Source organism: Paraliomyxa miuraensis, from assembly GCF_026337845.1.
Lineage (GTDB): Bacteria > Myxococcota_A > Polyangia > Nannocystales > Nannocystaceae > Paraliomyxa > Paraliomyxa miuraensis.
In genome coordinates, this window is record NZ_JAOVZF010000126.1 from 1 (window position 1) to 21341 (window position 21341).

The window sequence follows — 21341 nt, forward strand, 5'->3', positions numbered from 1 at the left end:
CCGGGTAGGGCCGGGGCGGAGCAGCCGGAGAGGATACCCCAGGGGCCCGGCGCCTTGGCGGAGGTAGTCCGTCACGGGCTTACGGGCCTCGGGCACTTCCGCCGCGTGCTCGATCTGCTCGCGCACCAACCTGCGCGCGCGCGATGCAGGCGGCTCTTGACCGTCCCCGGCGGGATCCCGACCATCACCGCGATGTCCTCCACCCGCATCTCTTCCCAATAGTGGAGCTCCACCGCGATCTGCAGGTCCACCGGGATGTGCCGTAGCGCGTGCAGCACCAGCCGCTGCTCGTCCTTCCCGGCCACCACCAGCGACGGCGAGCCCAGCACGTCGGCCACCGAGGTCTCCAGCTCGACCACCGGCTTGTCCTTGCGGGCGTGCTTGCGCAGGTGCATGAGCAGCTGCGTCCGCGCGATGGCCAGGAGGTCGGTCTTGAAGCTGGCCTCCCCGCGAAAGCGGTGCACCCCGTCGGTGCACGCGAGCATCGTCTGCTGCACCAGATCCTCGACTCCGTGGCTGACCTTGCTGCGAAAGAACCGAAACAGCGCGCGAAAGTGCCGGCGGAGCAGCCTCGAGCCGGCCTCGTTGTCTCCCGCCCGCCACGCCTCCAGTAGTCGTAGGTCGGTGTCCACGCGAATCACCACCGCACCAACCGTCGGGGCCCTGTTGTTGGCGAGGCCGCCCCCGTGCTCTCGGCCTTCGCCGGGGGCCGTCGTTGCGCGTGCGAGGGCCCCCGGAGCGGCCGCCGGCCGTCTCCAGTTCGTCTCCAACCGCCCGGCCCACCGGTGTCCAGGGGTCGAACTACTCGCCGCAGTAGTCGACCTGCATGGTGTGCGGCGTCGTGCAGCGGTCGACCCAGCACGACTCGCCGGGGCGCACGACGGAAAACGAAAGGCCTCTCCCATCCGCTTCGAATTCCAGCTCGCGGCATGGCTCGATCAGCTGCACTCGGAGTGTCTCGACGTCGGTCCTGCCGAGAAACCGCAGTGACGTCTCGCCCTGCCCTGGATGCAGGTTCAGCCAACCATCGTCGGAAGGGAGCCACTCATAGGCAATCACGATGGGTAGTTCGAAGTTGCAGTCATCATAGAGCAACGAGGCCCGTGAGTCGGGCAGGATCTCGAAGTTGACCAGCGAGTAATCACCGCCCGGATCGCCGCGCTCACCGAAGGGCAGGAACGTGTTCTCGAAGTGATAGCGGCCGATCCAGCGCGAGGCGTCGAACGGCTCGCCGATACTCTCGTCGCCGGAGCCGGAGGAAACGGCGGTCATGTCCTCCGGAACCCCCGAGGATGTGTCGGAGTCGAGCGCCACGATCTCTCGATTGGAGCAATTGCAGCCGACCGACGAGACCACGGCCAGCGATACGAACAACATGCGAGCGCGCATCATGCACGTCTCCTTCGGCGCCTCACGCCGAGCACGAACAACGGAAAGAGAACGAGCCAGCGGCCCGAAGCCGCGGCTCGACAGTCGCAGGCGCTCGGATCCACCCCCGCGGCTCCGGTGGTCTCGGTCTCGGCAGGGGGTGCCATCGAGATCGCCGAGTCGTCGGGGTCGACGGTGCCTTCGGTAGTGTCCAGGCCGGGCGTCGTGCACTGAGCATAGTCGAGCGCACAAGTGTTCTGATCGCAGGTCAGCGCCCCGCCCGAATACTCCGGGAGGTCGTCGCAGCTCGCGTACAGCCAGTCGGTGCCGTCGCAAGACGTCCGGCGATCGATGATCGCGCCGGTGATGGAGATCGCCCCCTGGGGCCCATGGACCAGCGTCACGATCCCATCCGGCGCCAGCACCGGAATCCCGCGGTAGGTCTGTCCGAAGCGGAAGATCGTCAGCGCCCCCGCCGACGATCGAAAGTCGTTCATCCTGTGCAAGTCGAGGTCATCCGCCGTCAGCCCCGCCTCCAAGCCGAGGTCGGCGGGATGCTCGACGATCCATGCCTCGAGGTTGGCTTGCACGGCTTCATCGGGCTCGTCGGGTGAGGCCGGGTAGAGCACGGCGTTGCGAGCGGCGAGGCCGTATGTGCTGCCATCGGAGTGGCAGTAGCGGTCCACGTCGCACTCGAGCGCCTCGAGATCAGGAGGACCGAGCGAGCACGGCAGATCGCACGCCGCCCCCGTGAATGGCCCGTCGCAGCTTGGAAGCGGCGTTCCGTCACAGCCCTGGCTCGTCTGCTCGGGCCCACGAGCCACCGAGCCAAGCCGCTGGGCCCCTGATCTCATGGGCTCTTCGCCGTGCTCCTGCTCCGGCTCCTCGACCACACAACCGCCGAGTCCGCCGAGGATCCACGCGACCATCGTTGCAGATCGAACACTGCCCACGTGTCTCGGGCTGACACGTCAGCGACCCCTGGCAATATGGACCTGTCGAATTGGATTGCTTTGGGCAACCTATCGATGGCCTCGGTCGGCTGCTCGTGCTCGGTGGATTCTTCGCCGTCACCCACAACCCCTCGCTGTGCATCAGCAGTGTCAACTGCGTCGGCTCGGGCATCGTCCTGCCCCCGACGCCGCCCGAGAGCTGGACCACCGTGGCCAACGACGACGATTGCTAGGGACGGCGCGGGGCTTCCAAGGCCCGATCAGAGCGCCGCAAGCTTCGCGCGCAGCTCTTCGATCGACCCCGAGGTCAGCTCCTTGTTCTCTGCATCCGCGAGCGCCGCGAGGATCAGCTTCTTCTTCTCCTCGCGCTGGGCCGCGAGCACGGCGGCCTCGCGCTCCGTGATCAGCACCTTGATCACATGCTTGACGACCTCGAACGCCACCGCGAGGTTCTCGTTGGGCCCGGTGGTCGGCTCCACGAAGGAGGTCTCGTTGGCGGCCTGGATCTGCTTGTTGAGGCCGCGGGCGATGTCGTCGAGGTTGACCTTGCCCTTGTCGCTGGTCAGCGGCAGGACCCACAGGTCTTCCACGGTCAGCAGGCCCTTGGCGGACTCGAAGCGGATCCGCAGACGCGAGGCTTGTTCGAAGATGTTGGACATATTGGCTCCTCTCTCGATCTCAAAAGACGACCTTGATCGTCCGCGTGAAGCTGCCCTTGACCCGGCAGACGAGGGTGTTCTTCTGGGTCGAAGAGAAGCCGAGCCCGCTGAGCTGGCTGTCGGCCTCGGGGACCTTCATCTTCGACCCGACGACCTCGAACACCTTGCGGTGCGCATCGAGCTCGGACTTGAGGAATTCGTTGAAGAAGCCGCGCGCGCTGCCGTCGTTCTTGCAGCCGTCGAGCATGAAGAAATAGTGGCGATTGCCGACCCCCTGCTCGTCCCAGTGGTTGGGCGACATCATGACCGTCGTGACCCGGTGGAAGCTCTCGGAGGGCAGGCCCCACAGCTCGCGCGAGGCGGAGGACTTGGGCAGGGACTCGCGCAGATGGAAGCCGCTCTCGTGCCGGTAGTCGAGCTTGGCAACCTCGACCGTCTCGCCCTGGCGCATGGGCTTGGCGTAGGCGAAGCAATGCAGCGTGCCGAGGCAGTCGATCTCGACCTCGAAGCCGATGTCGGTGCTCTCGCGCGCGGCGTACTGGTTGACCGAGAGGGTGTAGGTCCCCTCCCGCATCTTGCGACGATCGCCATAGAAGATGTTCTCGACGGGCTCGCGCGTCGTCCCCCTGCCGGCGTTCATGTCCACGTCGAGCCGCCCGTTGGTGGCGTTGGAGTGCTTGCTGCCAAAGTAGATGTGCCCGCCGCCCGGCTCGTGCATGTGCAGGTCGAGGTCGTCGAAATTCGACCACGACAGCCGGCAGCACAGATCGCCCGTGATGTTGCCGCCGGCCTTCTTCACGCGCTCGCGGATCGAGTCGGCGAACTCGCCGGCGTAGGACCAGCTGAAGTTGTTGTCCCACTTGAACAGCCGGCCGGCCGTCGGGTCGATCGGCGCGATCAGGCTGACGAGCTTGGACGCGTGCCGGTTCTCGAGCAGCAGCTCGAGGCTCTGCGCGCGCGGTAGGATGTCGGCGAGGAAGCGCTCGATCGAGACCTCCTCGATCTTGTCGAGGCCCTTGGGCGTGGAGGCCGTGGCTGCGATCAGATCGTCGAAGACGTCGCCGTTGATCACCTGCCGGGCCGCCCGGTCGGCGAACAGGATGTTGTTGATCGTGATGTCCTCGAGGGTCGCGTAGCGCCGCTGCAGGGCCGATCCCAGGCCGAGCTCGGTGAGCTTGGCCTGGGCCTGCTCGATCATCGCCTTGCTGATCAGCGCCGTGGGGCGCTTGTAGTTGGCCGGCGCGACCAGGGCCTCGAAGCGAGCGACGGCGCTGTTGAGATCGCGGCCCTCGGACAGATCGATCAGCAGGGTGCCGATCGCCGAGTTGCGGATCTTGGCGACCGATGCAGGCACGTCGCTGGTCCAGCCGAACAGCTCCTGCTCTCGTGCCGAGAGCCCCGCGAACTGGGCCTTGAGCTTGGCGAAGGCCGTGACGGCGAACTCGTGCTCCTGGCCGCGGTAGAGCGAGTTTTGGGCGATCAGCTCGAGGACCGTCTCGACGGCGTCGTCGGTGAGCTCGCGCAGGCCTCGAACCAACACGTTGCGACGGTCGCGAGGCTCGGCCAGCGCGGCCGGGATCTCCTTCTTGGGCTTGACGTGCTTGCTGTGAATGTTGACGAAGAAATGGTGCCAGGTGTGGACCCGCTCGCTCATTTCCTCGAAGTTCTTTTCCACACCCGCCGTGCGCTCGTCGTGCAGGAAGATGTCGTCGATGGGCGCGGCGCGGACGAAGGCGGCGAGGGCATCGGTGACGGGCTCGTAGCCCGGGGCGGAGACATCCCAGATCGTCTCGAGCTTGCCGTCGATGATCGCGACGACATCACCGACCGCGCGCACGAAGCGACGGCAGCAGCTGCAGTCGTACTCGCGACGCTCGCGGAAGACCTCGTTGGTGCCGGGCGGAAAGGCGTCGAGGTAGGTGGTCCACAGCGCGTCCTTGTCGACGCTGGCGCGCAGCAGCGCGTGCCGCTGCATCCGCTCGAACTGCTTGGCCACGGCGATCTTCAGAGCTTGAAAGTCCATGAGCGTGTCGCTCGCAGGGCGAGGGCATGAAGCGTACCAGAGACGCTCGAGATGGTGTCACGTGTGATCGCCCGTCTCGCTCTCGCCCGTCTCGCTCTCGCCCGCCCGGGGATTCCACAGCATGACCTCGTCGAGCGACTTTCGCTTCAGCTCGGGCACCTCGGCATCCGCCGCCGCGTAGCCCACCGGAAACAGGATGTACGGCCGCTCGTGCTTGGGTCTGCCCAGGATCTCCCGCAAGAACCCCATGGGGCTCGGCGTGTGGGTGAGCGTACAGAGGCCCATCGTGTGCAGGGCGGCCACGAACAGTCCGCACGCCAGGCCCACGCTCTCGCGCACGTAGAAGTTCTTGCGCGGGCGGCCATCGGGGTGGTGGCCGTGGACCTCCTCGAACACCACCACCAGGTAGGGCACCGTCTCGAGGTAGGGCTTGTGCCAGTCGGTGCCCAGGGGCGCGAGCGCCTCCAGCCACTCGTCGGACATGCGGCCTCCCTCGTAGCTCTGGCGTTCCTCCTGCTCGGCCGCCATGCGGATGCGATGCTTGAGCTCGGGGTCGTCCACCACCACGAAGCGCCATGGCTGTCGGTGCGCGCCCGAGGGCGCGGTCGAGGCGGTGCGGATCGCCAGCTCGATCGCCTCGCGCGGCACCGGCTCGTCGCTGAACTGCCGCACGCTGCGGCGCGCGTCCATGTGCTGCAAGAACGCTCGGCCTCGCCCGAGCGCCTCGTCGGGCGCGATGCGAGCGGGACGATATGGCACGAACGGAAAGCGAGAGTCCTTGGCCACCTTCGGTGGGGTACCGCAATCGCAGCGGGCTCGAAAAGCGGGGGCGGTCTCAATTCGAGGCTGGTCGAGCGTCGACGAAAGCCGCATGGACCGTTCGAGGCTGGTTGATGGATCGATCTTCAGCGCGGGTCGAGGCGCGCGCGCACCAGGCCCTTGACGAATTCGGCGTCCTCGGGGGCGATGTCGGTGAACAGCACCCCGATGCCCGGTGGCCCGCCCTCTCCCGGCCGCACGCATCGCACCACCACGCCGCCGATCTCCAGCTGTCGTTCCCCCACCTCGAGCCGCAGGCGAATCGCCGTTCCCTCGTCACGCGGCTGACGCATGCGGATGAACACCCCGCCCTCGCTGATGTCGACCGTGCTGCTCTCGAGCGCCGCCTCGGTCGAGGGAAAGCGCAGCTTCACCGTCAGCGCGAGCCGAATGCGAGGGAAGCGACGACGCTCGTCCACGGCTTCGCCGGGCCCGCGACTCGCATCCGGCGAAGCCACGGCCTTCGATCGATGGTCGGGCTGGTCCTCACCCGAAGACATGGGATTCGTGCAGGAGGTGCAGCTCAGCTCACCATGATTTCGCACCCGGCGCAACGCGTTCGCCACGAAATCAAAGTCCCGTCGTCGGTGCCCGATAGGTCTTGGCATGTCCGGGGCAGGTCCGGGGAGGTCCTGGTCGAAGTCCTGCCGGCGTGCTCGTCCCCTTCCCGCGAGCTACTCTCCCGCGCCCGCATGACCGACCCCGCCCAAGAGCGCCCGCCCGCCGTCCTGGTCGCCGTGCGCCTGCCCGGTGTGACCGAGGAACAGCATGCCGCCGATCTCGCCGAGCTGTCGCGGCTGGTCACCACACTGGGACTTCGGGTGGTGGGCACGGTCGCCCAGACGCGCGAGCGTCTGTCTCCGTCCACCGTGCTGGGCGGGGGCAAGCTGCGCGAGCTGGCGGCGTGGACCGGCGGCGATGGCAACGTGGACGCCGTCATCCCCAGCCGCGAGCGCGCGCTCGAGCGACGCGAGCGCCTGCGAACCCGCGATGGCGACGATCTCGAGCTCGACGACGACGTTCTCGACGACGACGACCAGCCCGTCCTGCCCCTGACGCTCGAGGCCAGCGAGCGGGCGCGGGTGGTCGTGGTCGATCACGAGCTGTCGCCTCGCATGCAACGCAATCTCGAGCGCGCCACCGGGGCCGAGGTGCTCGACCGCACCCACGTGATCGTGGAGATCTTCCACCGCCACGCCCGCAGCCGCGAGGCTCGCCTGCAGGTGGAGATCGCCCGGCTGAGCTACGTGGCCCCGCGGCTGCGCGAGGCCGGCGCGGGCAGGGATCGCCAGCGTGGCGGCGTGGGAGGCAAGGGGGCGGGCGAGTCGGCGCTGGAGCTCGATCGCCGCAAGATCCGCGACCGCATCGCCGAGCTGCGCCGCGAGCTGTCGGCGATCGAGCGCGAGCAGGCCACGCGCCGGGCCGGGCGCAGCGGTCAGCGACGCGTGGCGCTGGTGGGCTACACCAACGCGGGCAAGAGCTCGCTGATGCGGGCGCTCACCGGCAGCGGCGTGTACGTGGCCGACAAGCTGTTCGCCACCCTCGACACCACCGTTCGCGCGCTGCGACCCGAGACCGACCCGCGGATCCTCGTCAGCGACACCGTCGGCTTCATCAAGAAGCTGCCCCACGAGCTGGTGGCCTCGTTCCGCTCCACGCTCGACGAGGCGCTCGAGGCCTCGCTGCTGCTCTACGTGGTCGATGCCTCCGATCCCACCTTTCGCGATCAGCTCGCCGTGACGGGGCAGGTGCTGCAGGAGATCGGCGCCGGGCAGGTGGCCTCGCGCCTGGTGCTCAACAAGCGCGACCGCATCGACGAGGCGCAGCAGCAGGCGCTGGCCGTGGAATTCCCCGATGCGATCCAGATCTCGGCCCACGACCCCGACGACGTGCTGCGCGTTCGCGAGCTGATCGTGTCGTTCTTCGACGGCGAGCTGGAGCTGGCCGAGCTGTTCGTGCCCTACGCCGACCACGGGCTCGTCCGCCACGTGTACGAGGGCACCACCGTGCTCGAAGAGCGCCACACCGAGGAAGGCACGCACCTCCGCGTGCGCGCGCCCAGGGGAATGCTGAGCCGGCTACGGCATCGGCTCGGTGGTCGGTCCGATCGGGACGGCGGTCGAGCGGGCCGTCGAGCCAACCCTCGCGCCGATCGCTGAGCCGATCACGCCAGCGCCCTCACCCCGGCTCGCGCAGCCACCCCGCCACCCGCTCGGGCGGCGCGTAGATCGACCGCTTGTAGCGCTTGCGAGCCTCTCCTCGCAGCGCGGCCGCTCGCTGGGCATCGCCCCCCGTGGCCACCAGCGCTCGCGCCAGCAACAACCGCACCAGCGCCCCGTAGTCCTTCTGCCCCTCGGCGTTGATCTTCATCGCCCGCTCGAGGGTGGTGAGCGCGGCCCACGTCTGCTGTAGCTCGAGCTGCGCCCAGCCCACGCACATCAGCGGCTCGGGGAGGCTCGGCTGATTGGGGCCGCCGGCCTGCTCGAGGATCTCCACCGCCCGCTGGCAGCGATCGTGCCCACGCTGCGCCATGCCCTCGTGAAGGTCGAGCATCCCCAGGTTGTGCGAGATCTGGGCGACGCGCTCGTTGTCGGGGCCGCCGAGCTTCTCCATGATGGACAGCGCCCGCTCGTTGAGACGCCGCGCGCCCCCCAGGTCTCCGGCCGTGGCCACCACCTCGGCCAGGTTGGCCAGCGACAGCGCCACGTCCGGGTGCTCGGGCCCCAGCAGCTTCTCGTTCATCGCCAGCGCCTCTTCCATCAGCGCCCGGCCCTCCTCGATCTTGCCCTGGAGGATCAGCGCACTGCCGAGGTTGCCGATGAACAGCGCGGTCCCGGGGTGATCGCCCTGCACCTTGCGCTGGATCGCCAGCGCCTGCTCGAGCTGCGCCTGCGCGCCCGCCCAGTCCTGACGCCCGAACAGGACCACCGCGTAGTTGTTGTGCAGCACGGTCAGCTGGGGATGCTCGGGCCCCAGCACCCGGCGGTGGATCTCGATGGCCTGCTCGAAGCTCGCCACCGCATCCTCGGACCGGCCCTGCTGCTCGAGCACCACCCCGAGGTAGGTGAGCAGCATGGCCACGCGCTCGTGGTCGTCGCCCAGCGCCGCGCGCTCGATCGCCAGCGCCTTCTCGTAGTGCTTGCGCGCGTCGACCAGCTCGAGGCGCTGCATGGCCAGCCCGCCCAGGGCCGCCTCGAACTGCCCGCGCAGCGGATCGTCGGGCCCCAGGCGGTCGAGTGCGGCCTCGGCATGGCGACCCCACGACAGCCCATCGTCGCCACGCGCGAGGCGGATGCCCTCGGTGCCGATGAGCCCCACCGCCGCCTCGGCCGCCACGCGATCGAGACCATGCTCGTTGGCCACGAAGTAGGCCTTTCGGAGGTGCTCGGCCGCGGCCACGTAGTTGCCCGCGCTGTCCTCGGCCAGGCCCAGCTGCACCAGCGACTCGGCGCGCATCGCCGGCTCGCCCCGCAGCTCGGCCTCGGCCGCGACCTCGCGAGCGAGCGCGGCCGCGTCGTCGTAGCGACCCGCATGGTCGAGCGCCTCGGCGCGCCGCATGCTCGCGCGCAGCTTCTCCTCCTCGGGGCTGCCGTTCCCCTCGGGATCGCGCAGCGACTCGGCCGCGCAGGTCTCGGGCGCTCGCAGCTCGCTGGCCGCCTGGGCCGCCCGCTCGGTCACGCGCTGGTCCGCCTCGCCGAGCACCTGCAAGAGCGCATCGAGCTCGGCCAGGCGCTCGTCGAGGCACGCGATCCTACGGTCGAGCTCCTCGGGGCTCTGACGGCCGTGGACCGCCGTGGCCTCGCAGACCTCGGTGTACACCCCCACCCACGAGCTGGCGTAGTCGTCGAGGCGCTGCCGGGCCCGCGCCAGCGCCTCGTCGGCATAGGTGACTCCGGTGGCCTCGAACGCAGCCGCGATCGCGGCCGCGCGCTCCTCGTTCCACACCGGCCGAAGGTGTTCCTCGCCGCCGCGGCACGGAGCGCTGCGCGGCACGATCGCATACGAGAGCCCGCCGCCCAGCACCACCAGTCCCGCTGCGATCGCCCCGGCACGGCGCAGGCGGGCGCGGCTGGCCCCCCGCACCAGCGCATCGAGCAGCGCCTGCATCGACGGGTAGCGGCGCTCGGGCTGGGTCGACAGCCCACGGCGAACCAGGCGGCCCAGCCACGCCGGTACGCGATGCCCCCGCGGCGGCGGCGTGATGCTGCCCCGGCTGGTGTTGAACGCCAGCGCCGCCATGGTCTCGCCCGCGAACGGACGCACGCCGTGGAGCGCCTCGTAGAGCGCCACGCAGAACGCGAACTGATCGGTGCTCGCGTTGGCCTCGCCGCCCTCGAACAGCTCGGGGGCCATGTAGCTGGGCGTGCCCAGCACGTCGCCCGAGCGCGTGAGCTGGACCCCCGATCGCTCGATGGAGATGAGCCCCGACTCACCCTTCCACCAGTCGCGACCGGGATCCTCGTCGGCATCGCCCACCTCGGTCTCGACCTCGCTCGGCTGCACGCCCTGTCCCGGCAAGCCCGGCACGCTGGGTGCAGCCGCGGTGGGAGCTCGCTCGGCCGGACCGTCGCCCGCGGGCTCGCCCGTGTCGGCCACCCCCGAGGAGCGCTCGTTGCCCGCACGCGGTCGCGCCAGACCGAAGTCCATGACCTTGACCGAGCCATCGTTGCCCACCAGCACGTTCTCGGGCTTGAAGTCGCGGTGGACCACCCCGGCGTCGTGGGCGGCCGCGAGGCCCCGCCCCGCCTCGATCAGGGTGCGCAGCGCCTGCCGCCACGGGCGACGCCTGGCATCGAGCCAGTCCCGCAGGGTCTGCCCCTCCACGTAGTCCATGGCCAGGAACACGCGCCCGTCGGCCACGCCCACGTCGTGCACCGTGATCACGTTGGCGTGATTGAGCTGCGCCATCGCCTGCGCCTCGCGACGCAGTCGCTGCTGGCGCTCGCGCGAGGCTCGGGACGAGCGCGTGCGACGGCGCAGCACCTTGAGCGCCACGCGACGGTCGAGCTGCGGGTCGTAGGCGAGGTAGACCATGCCCATCGCCCCCTCGCCCAGCCGAGAGACGATCACGTAGCGGCCGATCGTGACCCCCGGGCGCTCGCCCGGGTCACGCTTGCCGCTCGCGGACGGCTCCTCTGCGCGCGTGCTCATCGCTGGGAACTGCTAGGGTACCCCACCAAGAGCCCCGAGCCGACCTCACTCCACCGCGGCCATTCGTCCCCGGCCTCGGCCCGTGCGCGAGGGAACGCGCCGAGCCAGCACCTGCTCGAGGGCCAGCAGGTGCACGGGCTTGCCGACGTGATCGTCCATGCCCGCATCGAGGCAGCGCTCGCGATCTCCGGACATCGTGTGCGCGGTCATGGCAACCACGGGCAGGTGCCGGGGACCGCCGCGCTCGCGCTCGCGCAGGGCCCGAGTGGTGGCCAGGCCGTCGAGCACCGGCATCTGCACGTCCATGAGCACCAGGTCGTACGACGACCGCTCGATGCGCTCGAGGGCTTCCTGGCCGTTGGTGGCCAGGTCGACCTCGCAGCCGAGCTTGCGCAGCATCGTCATGGCGACCTTCTGATTGATCACGTTGTCCTCCACCAGCAGGATCCTGGCCGCGAACTGGACCTGGATCGACCCCGATGGGCTCGTGCGCCGGACGACCGGTGCGGCCTCCTCCCTGACCACCAGACGCTTGGCCATGACGGTGGCCAGGAGCTCCACGAGCGCGGACCCATTGATCGGCTTGGTGCAGGCCCCCGCGATGCCGAGCGCTCGCAGCCTGGCATCCCCGACGGGGTCGGTCACCGACGTCGACAGCACGATCGCGGCTCCGGCCAACGAGGGCCGCTCGCCGATCGCCCTGGCCAGCTCGAGCCCGCCCATACCGGGCATCCGATGGTCGAGCACGACGAGATCGAACGGCGAGCCGCGCTCGACGGCGCGCTCCAGGATCGCGAGCGCCTCGTCGCCCGAGCCACACGCCGACGGCCGCATCCCCGCGTGCTCCATCAGCTCGGAGAGGAGCGTCCGGTTGATCGCCAGATCGTCGACGATCAGCACGCGCGTCCCGGCGAGCACGGCCCGGGCGGGCGCTGGCTCCGGGGTGGGATCGACCGGCAGCGTCAGCCCCAGCCAGAACGTGGAGCCGACCCCCACCTCGCTGCGCAGCCCCACCTCGCCGCCCATGAGCCGCGCGAGGCTGCGGGAGATCGCCAGTCCCAGGCCCACGCCGCCATGGATCCGGGTGGACGAAGCATCGACCTGGCGAAACTTCTCGAACACCGCCGAGAGCTGGTCGGCGGGGATGCCGATGCCCGTGTCGGTCACGCCGATGCGCAGCGCGACCTCGCCCGTCGCCCGACGCTCGCCCTCGACCGCCAGCACGATGTGACCGCGCTCGGTGAACTTGACCGCGTTGGACAGGAAGTTGGCCACGATCTGGCGGATGCGGCCGGGGTCACCGATCACTCGGCCGGGAACGGACGGGGGCACGTGGAGCACGAGCTCGAGCGCGTGCCCGCGGGAGCGGGCCTGGGCCGCGGCCTGCTCGGTCACGTCCTGCAGGGTGGAGCGCAGCGCGAACGAGATCGACTCGAGCTCGAGCTGGCCCGCCTCGACCTTGGAGAGATCGAGGATGTCGGTGATGAGCTCCAGCAGGGCCTGGCCCGAGGAGGTGGCGACGCGCACGTAGTCGCTCTGCTCGTCGGAGAGCGGCGTGTGGCCGAGCAGGTTCATCATGCCGATCACCCCGTTCATGGGGGTGCGGATCTCGTGGCTCATGTTGGCGAGGAACTCGCTCTTGGCCCGCGTGGCCGCCTCGGCCTGCAGGCGGGCCTCGTCGAGCAGCCGCGATTGCTCCCGCACCAGGTCGAGCTCGCGCTGGCGCAGCGCGGCCCCGATGAACATGAACCCCGAGATCGAGACCAGCACCAACATCATGATGAACGAGGCCCTCGCCTGGTCGGGGAACGAGATCCGGGTCAGCACGAACACGCCGACGAGCAACCCGCCGCTGAGGAGCACCATCTCGCGTCGCGAGAAGAAGATGCTCGCGAAGCAGATCGGGATCAGCAGCCAGACATTGGCCTGCAGCAGGTTTCCGGTGGGGTTTGGGCCCCCGAGCTCGATGTAGAAGTTCGAGCTCAGCGTCATCGCGCTCGTGGAGAGCACCAGGAGCAGGGCGCCGGCGCGATGGTGGGTCGTGCGGCTGAGCCCATAGCTCATCGCCACCACCACCGTCATCAGCATCAGGCGAGAGCGGAAGATCTCGCTGGCCACGGTCGAGCCCGCGGCACCGATCACCCCCACGAACAACGAGATCGCGGCCAGCAGCGAGGCCCGGCTACGCGCTGCGGACTCGGTCACCGCGGGGGAGGGGCGCGTCAGCCACTGGGTCACTGTCGATGGGGTCCGTCCATTCATCGAACCAGTCCTCGAGCCCCACGACCAAACAGGGGGATCATCCGCGCTCGATGGGGGCGCCGCAAGCTCGAAACGTGATGCGGCACCCGTCCAATTTTGGAACCACTGGCAATTGCCCCTTCGGCCACCGTCGTTGTGGCGGGCCTGGCGACTCCCGTAGAATCCGAGTCGGGGAGTCCCGATTTGTCACGATCGACGTCGCCCTCGAGCACCCGCCGGCCACGCATCCCGATGGTCCAGCGGGCGTTCCATGCGGTCGGCAGGCTCCGGGGCCGCGTGCTGCTCGACCGCTTCGAGGCGAGCGCCAGGCGAGCGCGGTCACTGGATCTACGGACCCTGCAAGAGATCGTCGCCGCCAACCGCGACACCGAGTTCGGCCGGGCCCATGGCTTTGGGAGCCTGGACCTGCGCGAGGACGCCGCCGCCTACCGCCGCGCCGTGCCGCTGCACGCCTACGCCGACCTCGCCCCCTACGTGGAGCGCATGGCCGAAGGAGAGCGAGGAGTGCTGTGCGCCGAGGCGCCGAGCCTGTTTGCGATGTCGTCGGGCACTTCGGGCCAGCCCAAGCTCGTCCCCATCACCCCCCGCCTGCAGGCGCTGCAGGTCCGCTGCTATGGGGGCCTCATTCCCGCCGTGGCCGGCCGGCGGATCCCCGGCGGGGGCGATCCACATCGGGGGATCATGCTGATCTCCGGCGCCGACTCCGGCCTGCGCACCAGGGGTGGGATCCCCATGGGCTCCGCGTCGGCCGGCGGCATCGTCAAGATGCGACGGATCATGCCGCTCTTGTGGACCACGCCATTCGAAGCGCTGGTGGTCGGAGACCGCGGGGCCAACGGGTACCTGCACGCGCTGTTCGGCCTGCGCGAGCTGGAGGCCAAGTTCATCCAAACCGCGTTCTGCCCCACCGTCGTGAGCTGGCTTCGGATGATCGAGGATCGCTTCGAGACCCTCGTGCGAGACATCGAGCACGGCACCCTCGACCCTTCGCTGCGGCTCACCTCCGACGAGCGGGCCCGCATCGAGCCGCGGCTGCGGGCCGACCCCGTGCGGGCCGAGGAGCTGCGCCGGGCGGTCGCCCACGGCTTCTCGGGCTTCGTGCCGCGGGCGTGGCCCCACCTTCGCTACGTGGCCGCCGTCATCACCGGGAGCTTCGGGGCCTACGTGCCCAACCTTCGCCACTACATCGGCGACGCGCTGCCGATCTTCACCATCATCTACATCGCCAGCGAGGGGATCATCGGGCTGAACCTGTGGCCCGACGAGCCCGAGCGCTATGCACTCGCGGCGGGGATGGCGGCGTTCGAGTTCATTCCCGTGGCCCAGGTGGACGACCCCTCGCCGACCACCGTGGGCCTCGACGGCCTGCACCGCGGCGACGAATACGAGGTCGTGCTCACCAATCATGCAGGTCTCTACCGCTATCGGATGACCGACGTGGTGCGGGTCGTCGACTTCGTCGAGGAGCTGCCGGTGATCTCGTTCTGTCACCGGCGGGGCGAGCTCCTCGACCTGGTGGGCGAGCGGCTCACGCCCCGGCACACCAGGGATGCCGTCGAGGGCTTCGTTTGCCGCTTCGGGGGACCGGGCGCGCGGCTCATGGACTACACGACCGCCCGGGACACCGAGTCGACCCCGCCGCGGCACGTGTTCTACGTGGAGATGGTGGGCGCCGAGGGTTCGTCCATCGACCAGGCCAGCGCGCACCTCGACGCCGCGCTCGTCGAGCACTGCCACGCCCACGCGTTCCAGACCAGGAGCGAGCGCCAGATCGGCATGCCCCGGGTGAAGCTGATGCAGCCCGGGGCGTTCGACCGGCTCGCACAGTGGCGGCTGGACCGTAGCCCGGGCGCATCGCAAAACCAGCTCAAGACGCCGCGGGTGGTCGACGACCCCGAGCTGCTCGGGGTGCTCGAGCAGCTCGTGCTGGCCCAGACCGAGTGAGCGAGGGCCAGTGCTCCGAGCCGCTACTCCACCACCACCACGTCCCCGCTCCCGCGCCCGAACGTCTCGGGGTGGTACATCTCCTCGGCCTTGGACGGCGGCACCACGAACCTCCCGGGCGTGGTCGCCCGCGCCACGTAGTCGTAGTCGTACACCCCCGACCACAACAGCGACGTGAACGCCTCGACCCGCTCGTCGCGCATGTTCTGGTGCTCGTACCAGGTGCGGGTCCACCACCAAAACCCTCCGCCCTCGTCCTCGGGATCGGGCGGCAGGGCGCCGGTGGTGGCCAGCGCAGGGTTGAGCACTTCGAGCCCGGCCGGCAGCGGGTCCACCAGCGCCACGTGATAGCGCCGGCCGTCGGCCACCATCGTCACCCGCACCCGCACCCGGGCCCCCGCCTTGATGTGCCAGGTGCCGTCGGCATCGCGCCGCACGTCGTCCTCGTGATCGACCGCCTCGTAGCGGCGCTCCACCACGAACCCGGCGTCGTAGGGCGGCAGCTTCAGATCGCGCGGCGCATAGCGCATGCCCACGCGGTAGTAGAGCCGCCCCGGGCCCTTCTTGTCGATCACCAGGTCTTGCGTGCCCGCGTGATCGGCCAGCCACTGCATGGGCACGTCGACCTCGTGGGTCTCGGTGGTGCGTCCCCGAAACTCGTGCTTGCCCGCGAAGGTCTCGCCCACCCAGGCCCGCGCCACGAAGTCGGGGGTGGCCTTCTCGTACTGGCCGAAGTAGCGATCGAGCGCCACCAGCACGAACGCATTCTCCTGGGTGCTCGACCAGCGCCCGGCCTTGCGGTGGCCCAGCAGCCCCCGCACCAGCTTGGGGATCAGATCGCTGCCGGGCTCGGTGGTCATCAGCGCCTCGAGCACCAGCGCATCGGCCCTGCGATCGGAGTGCAGCAGCAGGTGCGCCCCGTCGTCGTAGGCGGTGGCGAAGTGGGCCATGGCCGCGGTCTCGGTGGCGCGGTTTTGCAGGTGCCGCTCGATCCGATCGGCCAGCGCCCGCGTCTTGCCGTCCTCGTGCAGGGTGGGCAGCACCCACGCCAGCGCCTCGAGCGGGAGCTTCTCCACGCCGACTTCATCGACCAGGATCTGGGCCTTGCGGGCATCGGGCTTGCCCGACAGGCGCTGCACGTAGAGCGCATAGGCCCGGATCACCCGCCGCACGTCCTCGGGCGTGTGGCGGTCGAAGTGCCGCTCGATCTCCGCGAGGTAGGAGAGCGCCTGCGCGCGCATGCCCGAGGGCACCGAGAAGCCCTTCTCGTGCGCCCGCTCGAGCGCATGGGCCACGTGCACCGTGAGGTACGGCCACGACGGCCAGCCGCGGCCCCAGAACGAGAACCCGCCGTCGTCGGTCTGCATGCGCCGCAGCTTGGCGAGGTCGCGATCCACCGCGGCCCGCAGCTCCTTGGGCGGCGGTAGGCCCTCGGCATCGAACGCCTCGAGCACGTCGCGCAGCGCCGCGATCGCCAGCACGCGGCTTGCGAGCTGCTCGCTGCACTCGAACGGATACGACACCAGGTAGAGCACCGCGTCGGTCAACGCCTGCACCGCCGTCGACGAGGTGCTGATCTCCAGCCCGCCGAACTGCGGGAACACGCCCGGCGGAGCCTGCACCGGCTGCACGATCCCTCCCTCGTCGAGCTCACCATAGGTCGCGAACGCCTCGGTGGTGGCCGGCGTCCACACCGGCAGCTCGAACGTGGCCGCATCGGCCCAGGTGCCCGCCGCCGCGCCCACCTGCACGCGCGCGGTCCCGGCGTACTGGGCCCGGCTGGGGAAGCGCACCTCCACCCGATCGTTGGCCGGCACCTTCACCACGCGCCCCTGCCCGCCGGTCAGCTCGAGGTTGTGGGCGCGCATCGCCACCTCCACCTCCATGGGCGCATCGGTCTGGTTCTGCAGCACCACCGGCAGCTCGAGCTCGTCGCCGAAGTTCAGGAAGCGCGGCGGCGAGGGCCTCACCATCAAGGGCAGCCGCGCCGTGATGGTGGACTCGGACAGCCCGAACTGGCGCTCGCCCGCCACCGCCACCGCCATGATGCGATAGCGCGTGAGGTTGTCGGGCAGCTTCAGCGGCACGCTGGCCTTGCCCGAGGCATCGGTGCGCACGCTCGGCGAGAACAGGGCCAGCGCCGAGAAGTCCTTGCGCAGCGCGATCGCAGGCCCGGGCTCGTCCTTGCCGTCCTTGGTCTTCTTGCCCGCGGCCTTGGAGGGCTCGGGCTTGGGCGCCGGCTGACCCGGCGGCGGCGGAGGGGCCTCGCTGCGAGACACCAGCTCGGCCATCGGGGCCTCCTCGTCTGCCATCGGCATCGCGCCTTCGAGCTGCATCATCTTGTCGCCGCCCCCGCCGCCCGGGGCAGCCGAGGCCCCGCTGGCCGCGGTCTCGGCCTGCTCGACCAGATCGCCGGCGCTCGCCAGCAGCACCTGCTGGCGCAGGTAGTGGTCGCGCACCCCGGGATCGCGCCAGCCGTAGAACGTGGCCAGCGGATCGGGCACCGCGTAGCCGGTCAGCGCCAGCACGGCCTCGTCCACCACCCACAGCGCCACCTCGGCGTCCGCCACCGGGCGACCGGCGGCGTCCTTCACCTGCACCGCCACCGTGGTCTCGCCCCCGGGCTCGATCTTCGGCTTGCCCGGCTCCACCGAGAGCGCCAGCGTGCGCTGTCGCGGCGGCACCGAGAGCGCGGCCGTCCCCACCGCATACGCGGGTCGCTTGGGCAGCTTGGGGTCGACCTTGCCGTCCTCGCCGCGCCGCGGGGCCGCCCCCGCCAGATCCACCTGCACCGTGATCGACGGCGTCATCGCCTCCTCGATCGGCACCTCGATCATGGTCGACATGCCATCGAGGCGGATCACCCGGACGTCCACGATCCCCGAGCGGCGGATCGTGACCAGGCCCTGCGCGTCGGCCCACGGGGCCGAGACCGCGATCTTCGCCACCTGCCCCGCCTCGTACTCGCCGCGATCGGGGATCAGCAGCACCTGCTCCTGCGACACGTCGCGCGGGGCCGGCAGCTCGCCGCCCGCCACCCACGTCGTCAGCTCGGTGCGGTTGGGCCGGCCCTTGGCGTCGACCACCTCGGCCACCAGCCGATGACTGCCGCCCCGCCGCGCGGCCAACGAGCAGCGCACCGCCGCCGCCGCGCTGTCCTTGGTGCAGGTCTGGGGATCGAGCTCCTTCTCGACCATCTCGCCGTGCTCCTGCACGTACTCCACCCGCACCGCCTTCACGAGCACCGAGACCCCCGGCACGACCTTGCCGTCGATGTCGGTCACGATCACGTCCACGTCGATGTCCTCGCCGGCCTGCACGAACGCGCGATCGCTGCGCAGCCCCACGTAGAGCGACGACGGGTGCACCACCAGGCTGGTGCTCGAGGTCCACGCTTGCCGGTTGACGTCGGTCACCGTGGCCTGGGCACTCACGCTCATCGCCTGCGGCGGGTCGACCGACACGAAGTCCATGCGCAGGTGGTGCTCGCCCGCGGCATCCGTGAGCGCATCGAACGAGACCACCCGCGGCTCGTCCTCGGGCCGCGACGGGCCCCAGTAGCTCCAGAACATCCACCACGGGATCTGCCGGCCGAACGAGAACCCATCGTGGCCCGGCGGCTGGTAGTGGCCCGGCGACGACGTCACGTCCCAGTGGACCGCGGCGTTGGCCAGTCCCCCGCCCGCGTAGTACGCCGCCTCCACCGTGGCCACCGCGTGGGCGCCCAAGAGGTGCGGGCCCTCGGACACGCGCGCGCTCACCTCGTACTCGGGCCGGCGGAACTCCTCCACCCGCACCATGTGCCAGTGCTCCGCCCCCGAGTCCTTCCAGCCCTTGGCCTCCAGCGTGAGGCTGCCGTAGCCGAGGTTCATGGTGTCGGGCAGCGCGATCGAGGTGTCGAAGGCCCCGAACGCGTTGAGCGCCTGCTTGCCCTTGGCCACCTCGTTGCCCTGCGAATCGTGCAGCTTCCACTCGACCTCGCGCACCTTGCTGCCGCTCGGGCCGCCCAGGCCCCCCACGTCCCCGCCCTTGCCGGGATCGGTGGTGCGCAGCCAGCCCTTGATCTTCACGTCCTCGCCCGGACGGTAGAGGCCCCGGTCGTCGAACACGTACCAGGTGAGCGACGGGGCCTGCTCCATCGTGTGCCACGACCCCTGGGGGTTCCACCACCACAGCGACTCGGGCAGGAACGCCACGTCATCGCCCTTCTTGGCCATGATGATCTGCGCGTTGTCGCGCACGAGCGGCAGCGAGACCAGGCCCTTGGCATCGGTGCGCCCCTTGGCGCCCACGTGCAGCAGCTGCACGTCCACGTCGGCCTTGGGCGAGCCGTCGGCCAGCGAGGTGGCCCACACCAGCATGCGCTCCGCATCGACGTGCGCCTGCAGGCCGAGGTCCGTGACCTGCACCCATGCCACCGCGCGCTGCATCATCCATGGCTCGGGGGGCTCTTCGGTCTGCTCGACCATGAACACGAGGTGCCCCCGCGGCCCCTGGGCCGTCTTGGTCAGCGCCGCCGACAGATCGACCGGCGTCTCCACCACCTCGTCGTTGGCGCGGCGCACCGTGATCACGTCGTCGATCACCTTCCGCCCCGGCATCGACACCTCGCGCGAGTCGCCCGACAGCTTCTCGAGCGCCAGCAGGTACTCGCGCCAGTCCTTGGGCTCCACCGCCCACGCCCGCACCTTCAGCTTGCGGTGGTTGACCGAGAACACCGACATCTTGCCGCCCGCGGCCGGGTCGAGCACGGTCAGGCCGCTGCCCTGGATGAACAGGTTCTCGGGCGCCTCGGTCACCTTGAAATCGAGCGACGGACTCTTGCCCAGGCGCTGGCCGAACTGATCGAGGATCTGGGGCGAGAGCGTGACCTCGTAGCGCGTGCGCCCGCGGGTCGCGCCGTACACGTACAGGTACTCGCCGTAGACCTCGGTGCGCAGGCCCGGCAGCGGAGGCTCTACCTTCACCAGCGAGGCATCGAACTCCGCGGCCTCCACCGGATTGGTGAACACGATCTCGAACGGGGAGCCGGGCGGGCACTGGCCGTCGTAGCCGCAGCGGTGCTCGGACACCTTCATCGGCCCGTAGGTGCGAAACGAGAACGACTGCGTGGTGGTGGTGGTCAGCGGCCCCTCGGCCGACGGCGTGCCCGGACCGATCGACACCTGCACCGGGCTGTCGGACGGCAGCGCCGTCATGGGCACGAACGCCAGCCAGCGCCCGTCCTCGGCCTGGGCGCGCAGCTGCGACACCGTCTCGTCCGCGTCGATCTCCTCCGGCTTGGCCAGCCGCACCTTCACCTCGGTGGCCTTGCGCGCCCCCGCGTGCAGCGTGATGGTGGCTGCCACCTTCGCCGCATCGATGCGCTGGTCGAACGACACGAACATCAGCGGCTGGCGCCGCGCGGGCTGATCGGCGGGATAGGTGATCTGCACCGTGGGCGGCGGCGTGGTGAAGGTCCAGCGCTGATCCCCGTCGAGCGCGTTGCCCACCGCCGACTTGGTCCCCTTGGGCACCGTCACCTCGTAGCGCGTTGCCATTGGAAAGCGCTCGGTCGGCTCGAACAGCAGCGTCTTGGTCCCCACCCAGCGCCACTTGCCCCCGAACGCTCCCTTGGGCGTGGGCTCGAGCCGCACCGGTACCTTGCCCGCCGCCAGGGCATCGAGCGAGGTGACCGCGACCATGGGATCGGAGAACGTCACGCTCAGGTGGGGCGCCAGCGGAACGTCGCCCTCGGGCGCAAAGCGAACCACCGACAGCGGGCCCTTGGGGCGCGGCGTGGCCCCGGGCTTGGCGGGCGCCGGAGGGAACGCGCCCAGCACGGTGGTGCCGGTCTTGGGCGGGGGCAGCGAGCCCTTGCGGACGGCAAAGTCCTTCTGATCCGACGCCTCGGCCTCGAGCTTGGGCAGCCGGGCCAGCACCGCCTTGATCTTGGTCTCGTCGAGCGGCTTGGCCTCGGCCAGCTTCGGCGCAGGCCGGTCGGCCGCCGCCGGGTCGGCGTGACTGAGGCGAATGAGCAATCCCTTCACGTCGGCGGCGACCGCGGGCGGGGCCGTGCCATCGGAATCGATCACCTCGAGCGGCTTGCTCTTGCGGCACGAGAGCACCGCGAGCACCACGAACAACGACAGCGCGAGCTTGGCGAAGGGGCGAGTCATTGGG

Annotated in this window: 13 protein-coding genes; 3 read left to right on the forward strand and 10 right to left on the reverse strand. The window is 70.0% G+C overall.

From position 1 onward, the window contains the following. Positions 1–71: 71 nt before the first annotated feature. The 3 genes from OEB96_RS02345 to OEB96_RS02355 form a co-directional block, all read right to left on the reverse strand. A complete protein-coding gene (locus OEB96_RS02345) occupies positions 72–644 on the reverse strand; it encodes an RNA polymerase sigma factor (RefSeq protein WP_266213764.1) in 573 nt (190 codons plus the stop codon). Positions 645–801: 157 nt separating this feature from the next. After that, complete coding sequence (locus tag OEB96_RS02350; protein WP_266213765.1) at positions 802–1314, reverse strand: hypothetical protein; 513 nt, start codon at positions 1312–1314, stop codon at positions 802–804. A 74-nt stretch (positions 1315–1388) separates the two neighbouring features. After that, positions 1389–2297, reverse strand: coding sequence for a hypothetical protein (locus tag OEB96_RS02355; protein WP_266213766.1), 909 nt, complete (start codon positions 2295–2297; stop codon positions 1389–1391). 119 nt (positions 2298–2416) lie between these two features. On the opposite strand from OEB96_RS02355, the gene OEB96_RS02360 reads away from it, so the two are divergent. Next, positions 2417–2554, forward strand: coding sequence for a hypothetical protein (locus tag OEB96_RS02360; RefSeq protein WP_266213767.1), 138 nt, complete (start codon positions 2417–2419; stop codon positions 2552–2554). A 27-nt stretch (positions 2555–2581) separates the two neighbouring features. Here the strand turns inward: OEB96_RS02360 and OEB96_RS02365 are convergent, their stop codons facing one another. The 4 genes from OEB96_RS02365 to OEB96_RS02380 all read right to left on the reverse strand — a co-directional run bounded on the left by OEB96_RS02365 (position 2582) and on the right by OEB96_RS02380 (position 6280). After that, a complete protein-coding gene (locus tag OEB96_RS02365) occupies positions 2582–2980 on the reverse strand; it encodes a hypothetical protein (protein ID WP_266213768.1) in 399 nt (132 codons plus the stop codon). 19 nt (positions 2981–2999) lie between these two features. After that, the gene (locus OEB96_RS02370; RefSeq protein ID WP_266213769.1) at positions 3000–5003 is read right to left on the reverse strand and encodes a hypothetical protein; all 2004 of its coding nucleotides are present in this window, start codon (positions 5001–5003) and stop codon (positions 3000–3002) included. A 57-nt stretch (positions 5004–5060) separates the two neighbouring features. Continuing rightward, a complete protein-coding gene (locus OEB96_RS02375; protein WP_266213770.1) occupies positions 5061–5789 on the reverse strand; it encodes a nitroreductase family protein in 729 nt (242 codons plus the stop codon). 119 nt (positions 5790–5908) lie between these two features. Further along, the gene (locus OEB96_RS02380) at positions 5909–6280 is read right to left on the reverse strand and encodes a PilZ domain-containing protein (protein ID WP_266213771.1); all 372 of its coding nucleotides are present in this window, start codon (positions 6278–6280) and stop codon (positions 5909–5911) included. Positions 6281–6514: 234 nt separating this feature from the next. On the opposite strand from OEB96_RS02380, the gene hflX reads away from it, so the two are divergent. Then, positions 6515–7981: a GTPase HflX gene (gene hflX, locus OEB96_RS02385; RefSeq protein ID WP_266213772.1), complete on the forward strand. Its 1467-nt coding sequence runs from the start codon at positions 6515–6517 to the stop codon at positions 7979–7981. A gap of 19 nt (positions 7982–8000) precedes the next feature. Here the strand turns inward: hflX and OEB96_RS02390 are convergent, their stop codons facing one another. Continuing rightward, a complete protein-coding gene (locus OEB96_RS02390; RefSeq protein ID WP_266213773.1) occupies positions 8001–10973 on the reverse strand; it encodes a serine/threonine-protein kinase in 2973 nt (990 codons plus the stop codon). Positions 10974–11018: 45 nt separating this feature from the next. After that, positions 11019–13178: a response regulator gene (locus OEB96_RS02395; RefSeq protein WP_266213774.1), complete on the reverse strand. Its 2160-nt coding sequence runs from the start codon at positions 13176–13178 to the stop codon at positions 11019–11021. A 333-nt stretch (positions 13179–13511) separates the two neighbouring features. Here OEB96_RS02395 and OEB96_RS02400 point away from each other — a divergent pair, with 333 nt between their 5' ends. After that, positions 13512–15179 carry a GH3 auxin-responsive promoter family protein gene (locus OEB96_RS02400; protein WP_266213775.1) on the forward strand — a complete coding sequence of 556 codons (1668 nt, stop codon included), beginning with the start codon at positions 13512–13514 and terminating at the stop codon, positions 15177–15179. Positions 15180–15202: 23 nt separating this feature from the next. Here the strand turns inward: OEB96_RS02400 and OEB96_RS02405 are convergent, their stop codons facing one another. Continuing rightward, a complete protein-coding gene (locus OEB96_RS02405) occupies positions 15203–21337 on the reverse strand; it encodes an Ig-like domain-containing alpha-2-macroglobulin family protein (RefSeq protein ID WP_266213776.1) in 6135 nt (2044 codons plus the stop codon). Positions 21338–21341: the final 4 nt, after the last annotated feature.